Source organism: Alkalibacillus haloalkaliphilus C5, assembly GCF_000269905.1.
GTDB classification, from domain to species: domain Bacteria; phylum Bacillota; class Bacilli; order Bacillales; family Alkalibacillaceae; genus Alkalibacillus; species Alkalibacillus haloalkaliphilus_A.
Window position 1 is genome coordinate 20982 of sequence record NZ_AKIF01000006.1, and the last position, 17947, is coordinate 38928.

Below are 17947 nucleotides of genomic sequence, written 5' to 3' on the forward strand. Positions count from 1 at the left end.
TAAAAGCCAGCTTAGCTGTAGCTGGCTTTTTAATTTAATTACTTAATTGTTTTAAAGATTCACGGTTAAACGCTGGTAAATCATCTGGCTGCCTACTTGTCACTAAGTTATGACAAACAACAACCTCTTCGTCCTTAAAATTAACACCAGCATATTCTAAATCAACAGCTATTGATTTATACCCGGTTACCGTTCGCCCTTCTAATGCTTTTGCTGTAATAAGTAATTGAGGGCCATGACAAATTGCAAAAACGGGTTTATTTTCGTCCATAAAATGTTTACTAAATTCAACGAAACGTTCATCTGCTCTTAAAATATCTGGAGAAAAGCCACCAGGAATAAAGAGTGCATCATAATCCTCTGCTTTTACTTCATCAATACCGTAATCAATGGCTACTTCCGTTTCTCCTTGCTTACCTGTTACAACTACTCCGCTTTCTTTTTCAATCGTTTCAACAGAGTGTCCTGCTTCACGAAACGCATTAGCTGGCTCAGTATATTCGCTATCCTCAAACAAGTTAGTCATAACACATGCTATTCTTTTAGCCATAATAATTCCTCCTCTTATTATTCAATGATATTTTTATAAACAATATTCCCAATATCATACTATGAGAAACTTAAAAGCTCATACTTATTAACCTTCATGCTTAAATTGTTGAAAAATCGAATGCCCTTTAGCTTGATACACTTCTTCACCGAGCATATCATTAATAATTTCCATATTTCTTTGAATAGCCAAACCTAAATTAGTTGCAGCTGTTCCGTGAGAATGCTCTAAATTGGTCACCATATAAAACTGGTTTTGACGTTCATTTTTAAACTTCAAGCGGTAATGACGCGATATATCAAATAAATAATCTTCTTTCTTCTCCCATTTAATTTTATTTTCAAACCGATTCATAAACCAATCCGGAATGTTAGGTTTATATCCTGTCGCTAAAACCACTTTTTCCGTTTCATAATTAAATGATTCCTCTTGTTGCCACTGCTCACAGTGCAGCTCATACCGTTGACCTTTTTGCTCAATGTCATTGACTTCTGTTAATGGTTGTATCGTCACTTTCGGGTCTTTTTCACCGATCGAATAGTGATACAACATATCATATATACCTTCAAGAGTTGATTCATCCACACCATTACGTAAAGGATCTAACGTATCTAATGTTTCTTGACGCTTTTTAAAATTTAATTGATGGAAGTAATCAACATAGTTAGGTGAGAAAAATTCTTGTCCCATTTTAGCTGACTCCAGTTGAAAAATGCCTTTACTACGAGTAAACCAAGTTATATGAAACTCTTTATTTTCACGTTCTTCTAACAAATCATAAAACACTTCAGCAGCACTCTGTCCTGACCCAACGACTGTTATATGGTTAGAGTTTAACAGTTCATCTTTATGATACAAATAGCGGCTCGTATGCAATACATCTTTTTCAGGTAACCCTTCTGCAGAATCAAGAACAACAGGTTCAGAACCTGTTGCCATGACAACATGTTTAGCATAATAACTTGTTGTCTCATTTGTTTCTTGATCTTCAACAACGACTTCATAATGAGGTGTATTAGCATCTTGGTGTTCGATCACATCAACGACACGATGACCGAAATAAAGTCCGCTTATTTGGTCAGTTGCCCATTGTAAGTAGTCATTATATTCTTGCCTTGGAATCTCTAATTTTTGAAAGAAGAAAAACTTATATAAACGGCCATGTTCATGTAAGTAATTTAAAAAAGTGTAGCGACTCTTAGGGTCTGCAAACGTAATTAAGTCTGCTAAAAACGGAATTTGCAAGTCTGCTCCTTCAATTAACATACCAGGGTGCCAATCCATCTTTGGTGTTTGGTCAAAAAATATGCGGTCAATGTCATTTAAGTCTTCTGTTAGTGCTGCTAATCCTAAGTTATAAGGTCCTATCCCAATTCCGATAAATGTATATAACTTATGTTCCATCACACAATCACCCCTTATTCCATTTTTTATTAGTATGTACTTATTTAAGTTTCCTAACTATAAGTGATCTAAACACTTTTTTCGCACAAAAAAGTGAGCACCTTTCAAAAGGCACTCACTTAATAGATCTTTAACTTATTCTTCTAACGTTGAAGTATCGCCTTCTGGTAAGCCAAGCTCTCTAGACTTCAATAGACGACGCATAATCTTACCACTACGTGTTTTAGGGATAGCTTCTGCTACTTCAATTTCACGAGGAGCAGCATGTGCAGCGAACCCTTTCTTAACGAATTGGCGAATATCTTCAAGTAATTCTTCTGATTCCTCATAACCTTCATTTAATGCAATAAAAGCTTTAATAATTTCGCCACGTTCAGGGTCTGGTTTCCCAATAACTCCTGCTTCTGAAACCGCTTCGTGCTCGATTAATTTACTTTCAACCTCAAACGGACCAACACGTTCACCTGAAGTATTAATCACATCATCTAAACGGCCTTGGAACCAAAAATAACCATCTTCGTCACGGTATGCACTATCACCGGATACGTACCAACCATTTAAGAAATAGCTCTCATACTTTTCAGGACGCTTCCAAATGGCACGCATCATCGATGGCCATCCTTCTTTAATCGCTAAATTACCCATTTGGTTTGGTGGTAATTCTTCACCTTGATCATCAACAATTGATGCAACAACCCCTGGTATTGGTTTACCCATAGAACCAGGGCGAATATCCATTGTCGGATAATTACAGATTAACTGTGCTCCTGTTTCAGTCATCCACCACGTATCATGAATACGTAAGTCAAAAGCTTTCATTCCCCAGTGAACAACTTCTGGGTTCAACGGTTCACCTACACTTAAAATATGGCGAACTTTAGATAAATCAAACTGTTTAACTGTATCTTCACCTGCACTCATCAACTTTCTGAATGCTGTAGGTGCTGAATACCATACCGTAACAGTATAATCAGCTAGAGCTTTATACCATGCCTCAGGTGTAAAACGACCACCAATGACCACATTAGTTACACCATTTAACCAAGGTGCAAAAATACCATAACTCGTACCGGTTACCCAACCTGGGTCAGCTGTACACCAGTAAACATCACCTTCTCGTAGATCTAACACCCATTTACCTGTTTGATATTGCTGAATCATCGCATTGTGTACGTGATAAACACCTTTAGGTTTTCCAGTAGAACCAGACGTATAGTGAATTAACATGCCATCTTCTAAATCAACCCACTCAATGTCGTATTGTTCACTAGCGCTACTCATTTCTTTATGATAGTCGATGTATCCATCTTGAATATCACTTGCATCACCCACTAAAACAACTTTCTTTAGATTTGGTAGATCATCTTCTGGAACACGTGATAATAAGTTAGGAGTTGTAATAAGCATCGTCGCTTCACTATCTTCTAAACGGTCTTGAACAGCTTGCTCCATAAATGCTTCAAATAAAGGTCCAGCAATTGCGCCAACCTTTAAAATTCCAAAAAAGCTTGCGTAAAACTCTGGTGATCTTGGCATGAATAAGAAAACTCGATCACCCTTCTCAATACCTTGATCTTTTAACACATTAGCAAACTGGTTACTTTGCTTACTTAGTTGTTCAAACGTTAACGATTCATTTCGATCAGGTGAAGCATAATGTAATGCTACTTGATCTTTCTTATCAGGATTTTCAGCGTGACGGTCTACCGCTTCATAAGCAATGTTTACTTTTCCTGTATCGTTCCAAGAAAAAGCTTTCTTAGCTTCTTCCCAGTTGAAGTTTTGGTAAGCTTCTTCATAGTTCCCTAAATTGTGTTGATTACTTCTAGCTTTTAAAACGCTTTCACTCACAACCATCACCTCGCATCTTTTTAAATAGAACATTGTAAATATTTTAAAAATTCTAGTAATGATATTGTATAGCAAAACGCACAATTTTAAAAGTACTAACTTCAAATATTAACCACTTTTTTGTTAATGATCTAAATTAGAGACTTTAATATAAAGGGGGAAGTGTGCAAAGATGCACTTTCGATGAAGTTGCCTGACTCAAGTGTGTCCCGGCAAAGAAGCAAGCGTAGGGAACTTGAGCAGATGTTTAACTTGTGCCTGCGGGTGAAAGCGAAGCGTTTTGATGGAGCGATGATTAGAAAGTCAAAACCCGGACGAAGTCAAAAGTGATTTCGTCCGGGTTTTGTCTATCCCTTTGATTAGTTAATATAAATAAAAGTAAAGGAAAAATAAAATCACCATTAAGATCATCAACCCAGAAATGAGCCAAACAAGATGAACAGCTGGCTTAAATGTCTGTTCATTTATTTGTGTTCTTTTGCGTACATAATGAACCGTTGCAAAAATAATACCCACTAACCCTATTAACACGGACAAAATTCCAATCATCTCAGCTAAACGGTCTGAGTATGGAGTTAAGCTTGTATTAGTTGAGAAATGTATATTCACAATCAAAAAGCCAATTCCGATAATAGCTAAGGCTGTACGAATCCATGCTAAATACGTTCGTTCATTAGCGAGATGTTGTTGTATATAGTTCGAGTCTTTTGTTGGTTCCATTTATAACAACCCCTTAATGAAAAGCCATGCGTAACGTTATTTTACACATTGGTTAATAGAAAGATACTGGATTCGGTCTTCATATTTGTCGTACCAACCTGCTTTTTTCACTAAATCTTTAACGGGGCCTTTCATATTCGCAATATTAACCTCTACACCATAATCATCATACTCTTGGATCAGTTCATCTAATTCATCTATCGCTACAGCATCCATATCATTGACTGCTGAAAAATCTAGAATGATTCGATTTGTATCAGGTTTCTTATCTAACAGTTTTTCTAATTTATTTTCTAAGAAAGCAATATTCGCAAAATATAGTGCTTCATCAATTCTAAATATAATAGTATTAGGGAACGTTTTTGCTTCAGGGAAACGTTCAATATTACGGTATACCCCTTCTTGTTCTAGATAGCCTAACTCCGCTACGTGCGGATATGCACTACGCCAAATAAATACGACTAATGAGAAGACAATACCTGTTAAAATACCAGTCTCTATACTCGTCAGTAGTGTTGCAAAAAATGTAACAGCTAAAGTCCAGCCATCAATTCGCTTTACTTTAAATAGATGAACAGCTTCTTTAACATCAATTAGTCCGTATACCGCAACGATAATAATCGCTGCTAACGCTGCTTGCGGTAGGTAGTAAAACCATTCTGTAAAAAACAATAACGTCAAAATGATCATAACTGCAGTAATAATAGTTGCCATTCCTGTCCTGGCTCCAGACTGATAGTTAACCGCTGAACGTGAAAAACCACCTGTCACTGGAAAAGCTGAGAAAAAGGAACCGACTATATTTGCAGCACCTAAACCATTTAATTCTTGATTTGAATTTATTTTGTAACCTTCTTTAGCTGCAAGCTTTTTCGCCACAGCTACAGATTCCATAAACCCAACAAACGCGATCGTCAAAGCGATCGGAAGTAAGGCTGAAATAGAGTCCCAACTCATTGATGGTAAAGTTAAAGAAGGTAAGCCTGACGGTACACCTCCAACAATTGCAACACCTTCATTCTCAAGGTTAAACAAATATACAGCTAAACTTGTCGCCACAACCACCACTAATGGACCTGGTATTTTAGGTACATACTTTTTAAATAAAATTAAAATAATGATGCTACCAATACCTAATGCAACTGTTTGTATATGAACAGCATTTAGGTTTACAACCGCTTCAGTTAATAGCTCCAACACATTACCTTTACTCGGTAATTCAATTCCAAGTAATCCACTTAACTGCGATAATGCAATGATAATTGCAGCAGCTGATGTAAAACCACTAATAACAGCATGTGATAAAAAGTTAACTAAAAAGCCAAGTTTAAATAGACCCATGGCAAGTTGGATGACACCAACCATGAGAGCTAATAGTAAAGCATAGGAAATGAACTGATCACTTCCTGGCTCAGCTAATGTAGAAACGCCGGAATAAACTAATAAAGATACCATAGCAACTGGACCAACAGCTAATTGCCTTGAAGATCCTAATAATGCATATATAATGAGTGGAATAGTTGATGCATAAAGACCCATAACAGGTGGTAAGCCAGCAAGCATCGCGTAAGCCATACCTTGAGGGATTAACATAATTGCAACGATTAGGCCGGCAATTAAGTCACCTTTAAAGTCCATTCCGTTATAACGTTTAAGCCAGTCCACTGACGGTACGTACTTACTTAACATATTTTCACCTCTCTTACTTTTAACTGCACCTTGTGCAAAAATTAAGAAGGAGCCTAACCGCTCCTTCTTAATACATCTTTTATCTTACTGCACAACGGTTTGGTCCAATTTCCATTTCACGTTGTTCTTCTTCATCTGGTGTTTCTTTACCCATATTAGTGAAACGGATTTTTTCGTGTGAATTTGGTTGAGGTGGTAAGTTTTCTGTTACCATCTTACGGAATTCATTTTCGTCTTCAACTTGTAGACCATCGTTTTCCTTAAACAGTACCCCTAACTTCTCTTGTACAGAACCGTCGTCATTTAACTCTTCTTTAAATGAGAAGTGTGCAGGTAATACGATTAATTCATCTGATAGTTCTTTGTAACGTTCATATAACGTCGTACGTAGATCGCCTACCCAATCCTCTGCTTTACCTGCTAAATCAGGACGGCCAATGGATTGAACGAATAATATATCACCTGACATTAAATACTTCTCATCAACGATAAATGACGTTGAACCGATTGTGTGTCCTGGAGAATATAATGCTTGCACATCAATTTTAGATGATCCCACTTGAATTTCATTGCCATCTTCAATCGGCTCATAATCGAATTGAACTTCTTCAGCATCTTTAGGTGGTAAATAATAAGTTGCACCTGTTTTCTCAGCAATTGTGCGGCCACCAGAAATATGGTCTGCGTGTAAGTGAGTATCTAATGCATACTTAATTTTTGCACCTTTTTCTTCAGCAAAATTTATAAACGTATCCGCCATACGTGTCGCATCAATTACAGCTGCTTCACCATCTGAAACAACCATATATGATAGGCAACCTTTACCTAGGCGCACGAACTGGTATAGTTCACCGTTTCCTTCAAGGTCTCCAATTTTAACTGGCTCTAAATGTTCACTCCAAGCTTTCATTCCACCTGTTACTGAATAAATATTATCAAAACCTGCATCAACTAATTGTTCAGCAACAAACTGTGATGAGCCACCTTTTGCACAAATAACAGCAACATCTTGATCTTCAGGAATTTGATCTTGAATTGGTTCGATCCCATCCATTAAATCAAAGTAAGGTTTGTTTAAATGTTCAAAGCTGTCACTTTCTACTTTCCAATCTTCAAACGCGTCTTCATTACGTACATCTAGTAAAAACAAGTTATCTTGGTTTACTACTTTTTTTGCTAATTGGTCTACTGTTAACTCTTTAAAGCTCATAAATGATACCTCCTATAGTATTACTTAAGCTTTTTCTACGTCTCCGTCCCATTCACTCATACCTGGAACTACATTCGTTACATTTTTATAGCCTTTTTCAGAAAGTTTTTGAGCGGCTAAGTCACTTCTATTTCCTGTGCGACAAACGACAAATATGTCATCATCTTCACTTAGTTCATTAGCTCGATCGTCTAATTCACCTAAAGGAATTGATTTTGCACCTGGAATATGACCAAATGCATACTCTGCTGATTCTCGAACATCTACAATAGTGGTATTGCCACTTGCCATTTTTTCTTTAAGTTCATCGTTATTTACGATGTGTTCAAACGATGTTTCACCTTTAGCCTCTTCATCGCTTGCTTTACGAATATAATGCTTAAGTGTGTCACCGTCTTCTGTAAAGCCTAAATACTGATGACCAGTGCTCTCAGCCCAAGCCTTCATATCTGCTTTAGTACCTGGATCTGTCGCTTCAATTAACAACACTTTCCCAGAATCGATATTTTTCATTTCTTTTTTCGTCTTTATAATCGGCATCGGACAAGCCATACCTTTTGCATCTAAACTGTGATCGGATTTAATTTCCTCCATGCGAAATCCCTCCAAATTTATTTTTCAACAGGACCTTCCCAGTCCAACATTCCACCGGCCATGTTTGTTACATCATAGCCACGTTCTTCTAAATATTGCGTTGCTTTACCACTACGACCACCCGAACGGCAAATCATAATGTAGTCTTCATTCTTCTCTAACTCATTTTCACGAAATTCGATTAAACCTAAAGGAATATGCTTTGCACCTGGAATGATACCTTGTGCAATCTCATCTGCTTCTCTTACATCAATTAAGTTAAGTTTTTCACCGTTTTCTAAACGTTCTTGTACTTCTTTAGCTGTAACTTCCTTCATGGTATACCCTCACTTTATAAGTTGATTTTTATGGATCATAGGTGGCAACTTTATATAAAATTGCCGCCTATCTTACTAATTAGATAAATAAATTAATTGCTCCATCTTCACCTTCAGCGATATAAGCTGCTACACCACCATACTCAATATCATCTAACAGTTCCTCTTCTTTTAATCCTAAAAGATCCATCGTCATCGTACATGCTAGTAGTGTAATCTCTTGTTCTTGAGCCATTGAAATTAAGTCATCTAACGGCATTGCATTGTGCTTCTTCATAACATTTTTAATCATTTTAGGGCCCATACCTGCATACTGCATCTTTGATAATGGTAAGTTTTCAGCACCTTTTGGCATCATTTTGCCGAACATTTTTTCCATGAATGTTTTGCTAGGACGTAGCTTTTCGTCTTTTCTTAAGGCATTTAGTCCCCAAAACGTATGGAAAATTGTTACTTTATGATCATAGGCTGCCGCACCATTAGCAATAATATAAGCAGCCATCGCTCGATCATAATCTCCACTGAATAAGATAATATTTGTTTTCTTTTGTTCTGACATCTCAAATTCCTCCTCATTCTATACCCCTAAAGGTATATAGTTCATTAAAAAAACTTAGCCTTTTTGAACGTAAAACGTATATACGCCGTCTTCTTCTTTTGTCTCTAATAGTTCATGACCTGATGATTTCGTCCATGCTGTTAGATCACTTTTGGCTCCTGCGTCTGTTGCGACAACCTCTAATACATCACCAGAGTTTACTTCTTCAATTGCTTTTTTCGTTCTTACGATTGGCATTGGGCATGCTAAACCTTTTGCGTCTAATGTTTTTGTAATATTCATTGTTATTCCTCCTCATTTCCTTTTAAAAATACCCTATAGGTATATTATATTATAAAATAAATTGTGTCAACCCTTTAACCTTTTAAAGCTTTAACGGCTTTTAACTAATAAGTTGACAGCTTCTTTTACTCGATCGTCTGTATTTTCACCATTCTCTTCAGCTTCTCTTACACACTCAATTAAATTTTCACTAACAACGACACCAATCGTTCTGTCAATTGCCGTACGACTGGCTGATAGTTGTGTAATAACTTCTTTACAATCTTCGCCTTCTTCCATCATTCGTAGTACTCCACGTAATTGTCCTTCAAGACGTTTAATTCTATTTTTAACTTTTGCATCGTATTCCATTTTCATAACCCCCTTTGTCGGTACGCCAGAAAAGTTGTTTTATTAACTTATACGGTAAGTATATACCCCTATAGGTATTTTGTCAAGCATGTATTTGAAACTTTTTTAAACCGGGAAATTATCCTTCTACATTACTTATACCCTAATAGGTATAAAAGTAAACAAAGAAAAAACTGGCACCCTTTAGGTACCAGCTTTCGTTAAATATTAGTATTCTTTTGCTGCGTTAGCAACGTTTAAATCAGAAACTGGAAGAGCTCTTACTGGCTCTAAGCAAGAAATTGCGACAAAGTCACAAAGGTCAACTTTAATACAAATACCAGTTCTTTGTAAGCCTGTTACACCATCGAAAAGATCGCATAAGCTTTTCTTCTTCTTATGGCATTGACCACTTGAGTTAACAGGTAGTAACAATTCTAAGTCAGCACAACAGTCTTTATGAATTTTACTTACTCGGAAAATTGGTGATTCAAAGCAGAAGAAGTTTGTTGTATTGTTTACAACATCTTGTAATACCCCGCTACCTACGAACGGTTTACAATCCCCTTTACAATATAGAATAAATGGAATTGTGTCATTTCCAGTCGTTACAGTTGGAGATACTAAATTTTGAATAGACTGTTTACAGCTAACATCACAATCAGGTGTTACAACCTCATCCTGTGCTGCAGCAATATTTCTTACTGTCTTACAAACACATTTACTATTCTTACAATCGAAATCTTTGCAATCATCCCACATACTTATTCACTCCTTTGTTGTATCGTTATTATAGATTATGTGGGACATCAAAAAGTGTATAGGTGAGTGGTAACATTTAGAGAATATTTTTCAAAAGTAAATTTATGTCCAATTATGTCTAAAAATTTGGTATGATGGAGGGCAGTAATATGTATGTTTCGAATGGAGGAATGAACGTGAATTCTGAAAATGTGCCATTCATTGCTGTTGAAGGGCCTATAGGTGTAGGTAAGACATCTTTGTCTAAAAAGATCGCGACACACTTTTATTTTCATCTTCTAAAAGAAATTGTGGAAGAAAACCCGTTCTTAGGTAAGTTTTATGACAACATTGAAGAGTGGAGTTTTCAAACAGAAATGTTTTTCTTATGTAACCGTTATAAACAGCTAGAGGATATAGAGAAGCATTATTTAAATAATGGCAAACCTGTTGTTTCAGACTATCATATTATGAAAAACATGATTTTCGCTAAACGAACGTTACAAAATCAACAATATGATAAATACGAACAAATTTTTAATATTTTAACGCAAGATATGCCAAAGCCTAATGTAATGATTTACATCCATGCTAGTCTTGATACATTACTTGAGCGTATTGAAAGGCGTGGTCGAGAAGTTGAACAAAACATTCAATCTTCTTATTTACAACAGCTTTCACAAGATTACGATGTCTTTATGGACCATTTTGAGGCGGAGAATCCTGGTATTCCAGTCATTCGATTAAATGGTGATCAATTAGATTTCATCGAACATCAATCTGATTTAGACTACATCTTATCAATTGTAAAACAACACATCCAAAAAGGAGAAGTATTAACATGATCCAAACGAATTCTTATGGCATTCCAAACAATGCTGTCATTACAATAGCAGGTACAGTCGGTGTCGGGAAATCAACTATGACGAATGCGCTTGCCAATGCTTTAAACTTTAGAACATCTTTTGAAAAAGTAGAAAACAATCCATATTTAGATAAGTTTTATTCTGACTTTGAGCGTTGGAGTTTTCATTTACAAATTTACTTTTTAGCAGAACGTTTTAAAGAACAGAAAAGAATCTTCGAATACGGCGGTGGGTTTATACAAGACCGTTCTATCTATGAAGATACAGGCATTTTTGCTAAGATGCATTATGATAAAGGTACAATGACTCCAACGGATTATGATACTTACAAGAACTTATTTGATTCAATGGTAATGACACCTTATTTTCCACACCCAGACTTACTCATATACCTAGAGGGGTCTTTTGAAGATGTGTTAAATCGATTAAAGAACCGCGGTCGTCAAATGGAACAAGATACGCCAATTGAATATTGGAAAGAGATGTATGACCGTTACGAAAACTGGATTAATAATTTTAATACATGTCCTGTTATGCGCATTAACATTAACGACTATGACTTAATGAATCCAAATACATCAGTTGAACCAATCTTAGAACGTATTGGTGAACATATACAAACGTCAAGAAAGTTCATTAAAGCATAAAAAAACTTCCAGCTAAAATTAGCTGGAAGTCTTTTTATATATTTTTTAAGACACTTGTTCTTCACTTTGTGAGTCTTGTTTAGCTTTAGAATTTGATTTCTTTGAATCATTAACAATCATATTACTATGGCCTGTGAAAGTTCCACCTTCATCAATTACTAAAACCCCCATCGCAATATCACCATTAATAACGCCTGTAGCTTCAATCCTTAACGTACTTGATGCACGGACATTACCATCAATTTGACCTGCTACGGTTAAATTTCGCCCTGTTACATCTGCTTCAATTTTACCTTCTGCACCAATGACAACATCACCATCACAAGTGATTTTCCCTTTAAATTCGCCGTCAATACGAATGCTAGCTTGTGAGGTTAAATCCCCATGAAACTTAGTAGCTGAACCAATGACTGTATCAACATTACTCACTTGCTTTTCATGTTTTGAAAACATTGAATAAGACCACCTTTTAATTATTTAACACACGCTGTAAAAAAGTCATATATGGATAAGGGTCTGTCGTATCCCCATTTCGAATAATTTCATAATGTAAATGGACACCAGTACTTCTACCTGTTGACCCCATTAATCCGATTAAATCACCTTGTTGAACTGCATCTCCAACCTCAACATTTAATTGACCTAAATGAGCATATCTCGTTTCATATGAGTTAGGGTGGTCAATGATGACAGATAAACCATAACCGCCATCACGTCCTGCCAATGATACAACGCCGTCTGCAGTTGCATAGATCTCTGTTCCCCAGCTATCTGCTAAATCAATACCACTGTGGTAGGCTGTTGAAGATGTAAATGGATCAGATCGATAACCGTATTCCGATGTCACTCTCTCAGTATCTGCAGGCCAATAAATTGGCACTGTCTCTAAGTCTTCTTTCACTTCATTTAATTGTTCAATAGAACTTTCATATCGTTCAATCAATGTTGGAGCTGCTTCTTTAAGAGAAGTTAGTTCAATCCCTCTTTCATGCTCCTGTTCGTCAGTTTGATCACTATTATTTATGACTAGTTCTATTCCACCTTGAGGTCCTTCTTCTTCAAATGAAGGGATTTCAGTTGGTTCAAGTGTCGTAATCATATCCGATAGCTGTTCTTCTAATTGCTCTAGCTCATGAAGGTGATGTTCGATTTCAGAGCGATCATCTTCAAATGCTATTATTTGTTCTTCTTGTTCAGCTAACGTATTCTTCACTTGGCTTACTGTCTCTTTTAGATTTGCATTTTCTGAAGATAATTGATTTAAAATAGTTAACGAAATGATTAAGCTTAATGACACAAAAACGACACTAGCTAATAGCTATACCCTATTAACTTGTTAACATTAACATACTTAACGTCTCGACCAGCATCAGACATAATTAAAATACGCCATTTATTACGCAGTTTCATAAAAAGGTACCTACCTTTTTTCAAAAGTCTATCGTGAGTTTATGTAATATTTGAATTTTCTATACAAATACATATAAAAAAAGGCTACTTTAGTAGTAACCATTTCATACATTATTATCTGAATTAAAAATATGGCGGAGGAGGAGGGATTCGAACCCCCGCGGGCCGTGAAGCCCCTGGCGGTTTTCAAGACCGCTCCCTTCAGCCGGACTTGGGTACTCCTCCGTGAACTGACAAAATAAAATATATCATATGTTTCGACAGTATGCAACAAGAAAATCAAAATTTCATTTAATATTTTGTAAAACTGCTAAATCGCTTCATAAAGCTACATAACCTCTGTCGACCAACGATAATTAGTATATCACACGACCATCTATATTATAAAGAGGAAATTTGAAAAAATTATAGTAAAAAAGGTTAGGGCAAAATGAGTTATAAGAACTCTCTATCTTTTTTGCCCCAACTTCAATACTAATGTTATTTTGCAGAAATGTACTCAACATTCCCCATATATGGTCTTAAAGCTTGTGGAATAGTTACAGATCCATCTTCATTCTGATAGTTTTCTAAAATAGCAGCAACTGTACGTCCTACTGCTAAACCTGACCCATTTAAAGTGTGAACAAACTCTAGTTTTGCATTAGTTTCACGTCGGAATCTTATACCGGCACGACGAGCTTGGAAATCCTCAAAGTTTGAACAAGAAGAAATTTCACGGTAAGTCTCATAACTTGGGATCCATACTTCAATATCATACTTCTTAGCCGCTGTGAAACCTAAATCAGCTGTACACATATTCATCACTCGGTATGGGAGCTCTAACAATTGTAGAACCTTTTCCGCGTGTCCTGTTAACTGCTCTAACGTTTCATAAGAATCTTCTGGTTTAACTAATTGCACTAGCTCAACCTTATTAAATTGATGCTGTCGAATGAGACCTCTTGTATCACGACCTGCAGATCCAGCCTCACTTCTAAAGTTCGTGCTAAAAGCTGTAAACTTTTTCGGTAAATCATCCGCTGATAAAATTTCGTCACGATGAACGTTCGTTACAGGGACTTCAGCTGTCGGAATTAAGAAGTAATCCCACTCCTCTAACTTAAATACATCCTCTCCGAACTTTGGCAGTTGTCCAGTACCTGTTAAGCTATCACGATTAACAATTTGCGGAGGTAACATCTCTTCATAACCATGTTCATCAGCATGTAAGTCCATCATAAAGTTAATAAGAGCACGTTCTAAACGCGCACCTAACCCTTTATAAAACGCAAAACGGCTACCTGTAACTTTAGAAGCACGTTCAAAATCAATAATGTCTAACTCATCTGCTACATCCCAGTGTGGCTTAACATCAAAGTCAAAGTTCGGTACTTCACCCCAATGTTTAACTTCAACATTATCATCTTCTGTTTCGCCAACTGGCACTGATTCATGTGGGATATTCGGGATAGATAGCATTAACTGGTTTAATTGCTCTTCTACTTCATTTAATTGGCTATCGACTTCTTTAATGCGGTCACCAACTTCTCTCATTTCTTTAATAAGGTGATCAGCATCTTGTTTTTCCTTTTTTAGCTGAGAGATCTCTTTAGACACTTCATTACGGCGTGCTTTTAACTCTTCTGATTCTTGAATATAAGCACGTCTTTTCTCATCCCAATCGAGAAACTTGTCTAAATCCGTTAAGTCTTCACCGCGATTTTGCATTTTTACTTTTACTTCATCAAAATTTTGACGTAAATACTTAAAATCAAGCATGCCATTCCTCCTAAAAATAATTAATAGAGCTTAAAAACAAAAAACGCCCCTTTACTACATAAACCTGTAGTAAAGGGACGAGGTATTCTCCCGCGTTGCCACCCTTGTTGAAGAGTTAGTCTCTTCCAACTTGTTAAGTCTTAACGGCACTTAACCGGATTGACTTACTTTAGTTCGGTCAACCTGCTTAAGGATGGATTCACAAGCCGTTTATACTAGTTCACAGCACCCACTAGCTCTCTGAAATAAACACAAAACTTGTTACTACTTCCTATCAACGCATTTAATTCGTCATTTATATAACAATTAATATACCTTATATTTTACACAGAAGCAAGCTTATTACCATTAGCTTGATCAACCATTTCTACAAAATGTTGAACTAAACGATGGTCGTCTGTCAACTCTGGGTGAAATGCCGTGGCTAACAAGTGACCTTGTTTGGCAGCGACAATTTTACCATCATAAACACCTAAAACTTTTGTATCTGCTTTAACTTCTAGTATATAAGGCGCTCGAATAAATACCGCTTCAAAGTCTTCTGCTACACCATTGATCTCAACTGGTGCTTCAAAGCTTTCTTTCTGTCTACCAAAAGCATTACGAGCGACAGTCATGTCCATTAAGCCAAGATGTGCATCATTTTGACCTTCTATATCTGATGCTAATAAAATTAATCCTGCACATGTTCCGAAGATCGGCTTTCCAGCTTTTCCAAACTGTTGAAGTGGCTCAAAGAAGTTATAACGGTCAATTAAACGTCTCATCGTTGTACTTTCACCACCAGGTAGAATTAACCCATCTACCTCTTCTAATTGCTCTGGCTTTTTCACAATGACCGCTTCTTTACCGCAAGCTTCAATCGATCTAACATGCTCACGAATAGCACCTTGTAGTCCTAATACACCAATTGTTGTCATAAAGATACCCCTTTATTCACTGCGATCTTGCATGCGATCTTGTTCTTGTAAAGATGACATTTCTAAACCTGGCATCGCTGTACCAAGGTCTTTTGATAGTTTAGCAATTAATTCATAATCTTGATAGTGAGTCGTTGCTTCTACAATTGAACGAGCAAACTTCTCAGGGTTATCTGATTTAAAAATGCCTGAACCAACAAATACACCATCAGCACCTAATTCCATCATTAAAGCCGCATCTGAAGGTGTCGCAATTCCACCAGCAGCAAAGTTTACAACTGGTAAACGACCTTCTTCTTGAACTTGTAATAGTAACTCATAAGGAGCACCAGTTTCTTTTGCATATACCATTAACTCATCTTTAGCCATACTTTGAACTTGGCGAATTTGTGTTTGAACTTCACGCATATGACGAACTGCTTCAACAATATTACCAGTACCTGGTTCACCTTTCGTGCGTAACATTGAAGCACCTTCTCCAATACGGCGTAAAGCTTCACCTAAGTTACGGCAACCACAAACGAACGGTACAGTAAAATCATTTTTATCAATATGATAAATATCGTCAGCTGGTGTTAAAACTTCACTTTCGTCAATGTAATCAGCACCCATCGCTTCTAAAACACGCGCTTCGACAATATGACCAATACGTGCTTTTGCCATCACTGGAATACTAACAGCATTTAGTACTTCTTCTGTAACAGTTGGATCTGCCATACGTGCAACACCACCTGCAGCACGAATATCTGACGGTACACGCTCTAAAGCCATTACAGCTACAGCACCAGCTGATTCAGCAATTTTAGCTTGTTCTGCATTTACAACGTCCATAATGACGCCGCCTTTTTGCATTTCAGCCATTCCTCTTTTGACACGATTTGTTCCTACACTCGTTGACATATAAAACTCCCCCTTATTCTTTTAGGTTGTGCTTAAGTGAAAATCCCTTTAATACTATTAAACAGACCAACAAAGAAGTCGCCAATGGCTTGCAAGATTAACATGAACCAATTAGAACGCTCAACTTCATCAGTTGTATGAACCGGCACTTCGACTGCTTCTTCTTCAGATGATAAATTGCCGTAATCTATATCTCCTTCATATGTTAACACTAATTGACCTACTTCTAAACCTTCTTCTACTGGTGCCTCTAAAGCACCTTCTTCATTTAGTACTTCTTCATCTAATTGAAGCGTAACAGAATATAGATCTTCTTCACCGTCACGAACCATTGCATCTATTGCTTCTCCAGATGCAATTTCAACTTCATTTTCTTTACCTTTTACAACAGGAATCGTTGACTCATCTTCAACTTGATAACCTTCTTCAAAAAGAACTTGTTTTGAGAAATTGTCAAAGCCGTAATCTAATAACTTTTCAGTTTCAGAGAAACGTTCCTCAACACTATCTGTTCGCATAACGACAGAAATCAACCTCGTGCCATCACGTTCTGCTGTACCTGTAAAAGTATAGCCGGCTAATTCTGTATAACCCGTTTTTAGACCGTCAAGACCTTCATAAGTATACTGTGCAATATGACCAGGCATACCTGGTAACATCCAGTTAAAATTCAACATTTCATGACCTTCAAATTCTTGTGTCGGGACACTAGACACGTCAAGAGAATCTGGATAATCATTCACTAAATGATAAGCTAAAATTGCCATTGAACGGGCAGAGATTAAATTATCATCATCTGGTTCTGTGCCTTCAGGATAGTTGTCTCCTAAATGACTATTTGCAAGACCAGTTGAGTTTACAAAGTGTGCATCAGGCATACCCATCTCATCAGCTTTCTCATTCATCATTTTTACAAATTCGCCTTCAGAACCTGCAATTAACTCAGCTAATGCAATAGATGTTGCATTATCAGAATAAATCGCCATCGCATCATACAATTCTTTTACTGTATATTCATGATCCATGCGTAACCCTACGCCTGAAAATGAGTTATTCGCTGAAATAGAATAGGCATACTCACTTATTTCAGTTGTTGTATCCCAACTAATATCGCCATTTGCAACAGCTTCTGATACTAAATACTCTGTCATGACCTTGGTCATACTTGCTGGAGGCAATGCGATATCTGCTTCTTT

20 protein-coding genes, 1 tRNA gene and 1 other annotated feature are annotated in these 17947 nt (G+C 36.8%); of the genes, 2 read left to right on the forward strand and 19 right to left on the reverse strand.

The window, feature by feature from the left end:
• Positions 1-34: 34 nt before the first annotated feature.
• The 12 genes from A194_RS0101315 to A194_RS16855 all read right to left on the reverse strand — a co-directional run bounded on the left by A194_RS0101315 (position 35) and on the right by A194_RS16855 (position 10268).
• Positions 35-550 carry a type 1 glutamine amidotransferase domain-containing protein gene (locus tag A194_RS0101315; RefSeq protein WP_017185083.1) on the reverse strand — a complete coding sequence of 172 codons (516 nt, stop codon included), beginning with the start codon at positions 548-550 and terminating at the stop codon, positions 35-37.
• Between the two features lie 87 nt (positions 551-637).
• Positions 638-1954 (reverse strand): lysine N(6)-hydroxylase/L-ornithine N(5)-oxygenase family protein, encoded by a 1317-nt coding sequence (locus A194_RS0101320; protein WP_017185084.1) that lies wholly within the window; start codon positions 1952-1954, stop codon positions 638-640.
• A 135-nt stretch (positions 1955-2089) separates the two neighbouring features.
• Positions 2090-3811: an acetate--CoA ligase gene (gene acsA / locus A194_RS0101325; RefSeq protein ID WP_017185085.1), complete on the reverse strand. Its 1722-nt coding sequence runs from the start codon at positions 3809-3811 to the stop codon at positions 2090-2092.
• A 357-nt stretch (positions 3812-4168) separates the two neighbouring features.
• Complete coding sequence (locus A194_RS0101330; protein WP_017185086.1) at positions 4169-4525, reverse strand: YidH family protein; 357 nt, start codon at positions 4523-4525, stop codon at positions 4169-4171.
• A gap of 36 nt (positions 4526-4561) precedes the next feature.
• On the reverse strand, positions 4562-6214 hold the full coding sequence (locus A194_RS0101335; protein ID WP_017185087.1) for a SulP family inorganic anion transporter: 1653 nt from the start codon (positions 6212-6214) through the stop codon (positions 4562-4564).
• Positions 6215-6293: 79 nt separating this feature from the next.
• A complete protein-coding gene (locus A194_RS0101340; protein WP_017185088.1) occupies positions 6294-7424 on the reverse strand; it encodes an MBL fold metallo-hydrolase in 1131 nt (376 codons plus the stop codon).
• Between the two features lie 24 nt (positions 7425-7448).
• Positions 7449-8018 (reverse strand): sulfurtransferase TusA family protein, encoded by a 570-nt coding sequence (locus tag A194_RS0101345; protein ID WP_017185089.1) that lies wholly within the window; start codon positions 8016-8018, stop codon positions 7449-7451.
• 17 nt (positions 8019-8035) lie between these two features.
• Entirely contained in the window at positions 8036-8335 is a 300-nt protein-coding gene (locus A194_RS0101350; protein ID WP_017185090.1) for a rhodanese-like domain-containing protein, read from the reverse strand.
• A gap of 79 nt (positions 8336-8414) precedes the next feature.
• Positions 8415-8894: a DsrE/DsrF/DrsH-like family protein gene (locus A194_RS0101355; RefSeq protein WP_017185091.1), complete on the reverse strand. Its 480-nt coding sequence runs from the start codon at positions 8892-8894 to the stop codon at positions 8415-8417.
• A gap of 54 nt (positions 8895-8948) precedes the next feature.
• Positions 8949-9176, reverse strand: coding sequence for a sulfurtransferase TusA family protein (locus A194_RS0101360; RefSeq protein WP_017185092.1), 228 nt, complete (start codon positions 9174-9176; stop codon positions 8949-8951).
• 90 nt (positions 9177-9266) lie between these two features.
• Positions 9267-9527 carry a metal-sensitive transcriptional regulator gene (locus A194_RS0101365; RefSeq protein ID WP_017185093.1) on the reverse strand — a complete coding sequence of 87 codons (261 nt, stop codon included), beginning with the start codon at positions 9525-9527 and terminating at the stop codon, positions 9267-9269.
• Positions 9528-9734: 207 nt separating this feature from the next.
• Positions 9735-10268, reverse strand: a complete 534-nt coding sequence (locus A194_RS16855; RefSeq protein ID WP_017185094.1) for a CotY/CotZ family spore coat protein — start codon at positions 10266-10268, stop codon at positions 9735-9737.
• Between the two features lie 149 nt (positions 10269-10417).
• On the opposite strand from A194_RS16855, the gene A194_RS0101375 reads away from it, so the two are divergent.
• Together A194_RS0101375 and A194_RS0101380 are read left to right on the forward strand one after the other, a co-directional pair.
• Positions 10418-11092, forward strand: coding sequence for a deoxynucleoside kinase (locus A194_RS0101375; RefSeq protein ID WP_017185095.1), 675 nt, complete (start codon positions 10418-10420; stop codon positions 11090-11092).
• Complete coding sequence (locus A194_RS0101380; protein ID WP_017185096.1) at positions 11089-11760, forward strand: deoxynucleoside kinase; 672 nt, start codon at positions 11089-11091, stop codon at positions 11758-11760. The genes A194_RS0101375 and A194_RS0101380 overlap by 4 nt, the downstream gene beginning before the upstream one ends.
• A 45-nt stretch (positions 11761-11805) precedes the next feature.
• Here the strand turns inward: A194_RS0101380 and A194_RS0101385 are convergent, their stop codons facing one another.
• The 7 genes from A194_RS0101385 to A194_RS0101415 all read right to left on the reverse strand — a co-directional run.
• Positions 11806-12213, reverse strand: coding sequence for a bactofilin family protein (locus A194_RS0101385; RefSeq protein WP_017185097.1), 408 nt, complete (start codon positions 12211-12213; stop codon positions 11806-11808).
• Between the two features lie 16 nt (positions 12214-12229).
• A complete protein-coding gene (locus A194_RS19205) occupies positions 12230-13057 on the reverse strand; it encodes a M23 family metallopeptidase (protein WP_017185098.1) in 828 nt (275 codons plus the stop codon).
• 245 nt (positions 13058-13302) lie between these two features.
• Positions 13303-13395, reverse strand: a tRNA-Ser gene (locus tag A194_RS0101395).
• Positions 13396-13650: 255 nt separating this feature from the next.
• Entirely contained in the window at positions 13651-14931 is a 1281-nt protein-coding gene (gene serS, locus A194_RS0101400; RefSeq protein WP_017185099.1) for a serine--tRNA ligase, read from the reverse strand.
• 70 nt (positions 14932-15001) lie between these two features.
• Positions 15002-15218: a binding site (T-box leader), on the reverse strand.
• A 36-nt stretch (positions 15219-15254) separates the two neighbouring features.
• Positions 15255-15851 (reverse strand): pyridoxal 5'-phosphate synthase glutaminase subunit PdxT, encoded by a 597-nt coding sequence (gene pdxT / locus A194_RS0101405; protein ID WP_017185100.1) that lies wholly within the window; start codon positions 15849-15851, stop codon positions 15255-15257.
• Positions 15852-15863: 12 nt separating this feature from the next.
• Complete coding sequence (gene pdxS, locus A194_RS0101410) at positions 15864-16751, reverse strand: pyridoxal 5'-phosphate synthase lyase subunit PdxS (RefSeq protein WP_017185101.1); 888 nt, start codon at positions 16749-16751, stop codon at positions 15864-15866.
• Between the two features lie 32 nt (positions 16752-16783).
• Positions 16784-17947: serine hydrolase (locus tag A194_RS0101415; RefSeq protein ID WP_017185102.1), on the reverse strand; the 1164-nt coding region annotated here is incomplete at its 5' end.

Excerpts from the sequence above, each read along its gene's own strand:
- A194_RS0101360 (WP_017185092.1), bottom strand. The coding sequence starts at position 9,176 with ATGAATATTACAAAAACATTAGACGCAAAAGGTTTAGCATGCCCAATG.
- A194_RS0101350 (WP_017185090.1), bottom strand. The coding sequence starts at position 8,335 with ATGAAGGAAGTTACAGCTAAAGAAGTACAAGAACGTTTAGAAAACGGT.
- pdxS (WP_017185101.1), bottom strand. The coding sequence starts at position 16,751 with ATGTCAACGAGTGTAGGAACAAATCGTGTCAAAAGAGGAATGGCTGAA.
- pdxT (WP_017185100.1), bottom strand. The coding sequence starts at position 15,851 with ATGACAACAATTGGTGTATTAGGACTACAAGGTGCTATTCGTGAGCAT.
- A194_RS0101335 (WP_017185087.1), bottom strand. The coding sequence starts at position 6,214 with ATGTTAAGTAAGTACGTACCGTCAGTGGACTGGCTTAAACGTTATAAC.
- A194_RS0101315 (WP_017185083.1), bottom strand. The coding sequence starts at position 550 with ATGGCTAAAAGAATAGCATGTGTTATGACTAACTTGTTTGAGGATAGC.
- A194_RS0101320 (WP_017185084.1), bottom strand. The coding sequence starts at position 1,954 with ATGGAACATAAGTTATATACATTTATCGGAATTGGGATAGGACCTTAT.
- A194_RS0101345 (WP_017185089.1), bottom strand. The coding sequence starts at position 8,018 with ATGGAGGAAATTAAATCCGATCACAGTTTAGATGCAAAAGGTATGGCT.
- A194_RS16855 (WP_017185094.1), bottom strand. The coding sequence starts at position 10,268 with ATGTGGGATGATTGCAAAGATTTCGATTGTAAGAATAGTAAATGTGTT.
- A194_RS0101380 (WP_017185096.1), top strand. The coding sequence starts at position 11,089 with ATGATCCAAACGAATTCTTATGGCATTCCAAACAATGCTGTCATTACA.
- A194_RS0101355 (WP_017185091.1), bottom strand. The coding sequence starts at position 8,894 with ATGTCAGAACAAAAGAAAACAAATATTATCTTATTCAGTGGAGATTAT.
- A194_RS0101375 (WP_017185095.1), top strand. The coding sequence starts at position 10,418 with ATGTATGTTTCGAATGGAGGAATGAACGTGAATTCTGAAAATGTGCCA.
- A194_RS0101330 (WP_017185086.1), bottom strand. The coding sequence starts at position 4,525 with ATGGAACCAACAAAAGACTCGAACTATATACAACAACATCTCGCTAAT.
- A194_RS0101385 (WP_017185097.1), bottom strand. The coding sequence starts at position 12,213 with ATGTTTTCAAAACATGAAAAGCAAGTGAGTAATGTTGATACAGTCATT.
- A194_RS0101340 (WP_017185088.1), bottom strand. The coding sequence starts at position 7,424 with ATGAGCTTTAAAGAGTTAACAGTAGACCAATTAGCAAAAAAAGTAGTA.
- acsA (WP_017185085.1), bottom strand. The coding sequence starts at position 3,811 with ATGGTTGTGAGTGAAAGCGTTTTAAAAGCTAGAAGTAATCAACACAAT.
- A194_RS0101365 (WP_017185093.1), bottom strand. The coding sequence starts at position 9,527 with ATGGAATACGATGCAAAAGTTAAAAATAGAATTAAACGTCTTGAAGGA.
- serS (WP_017185099.1), bottom strand. The coding sequence starts at position 14,931 with ATGCTTGATTTTAAGTATTTACGTCAAAATTTTGATGAAGTAAAAGTA.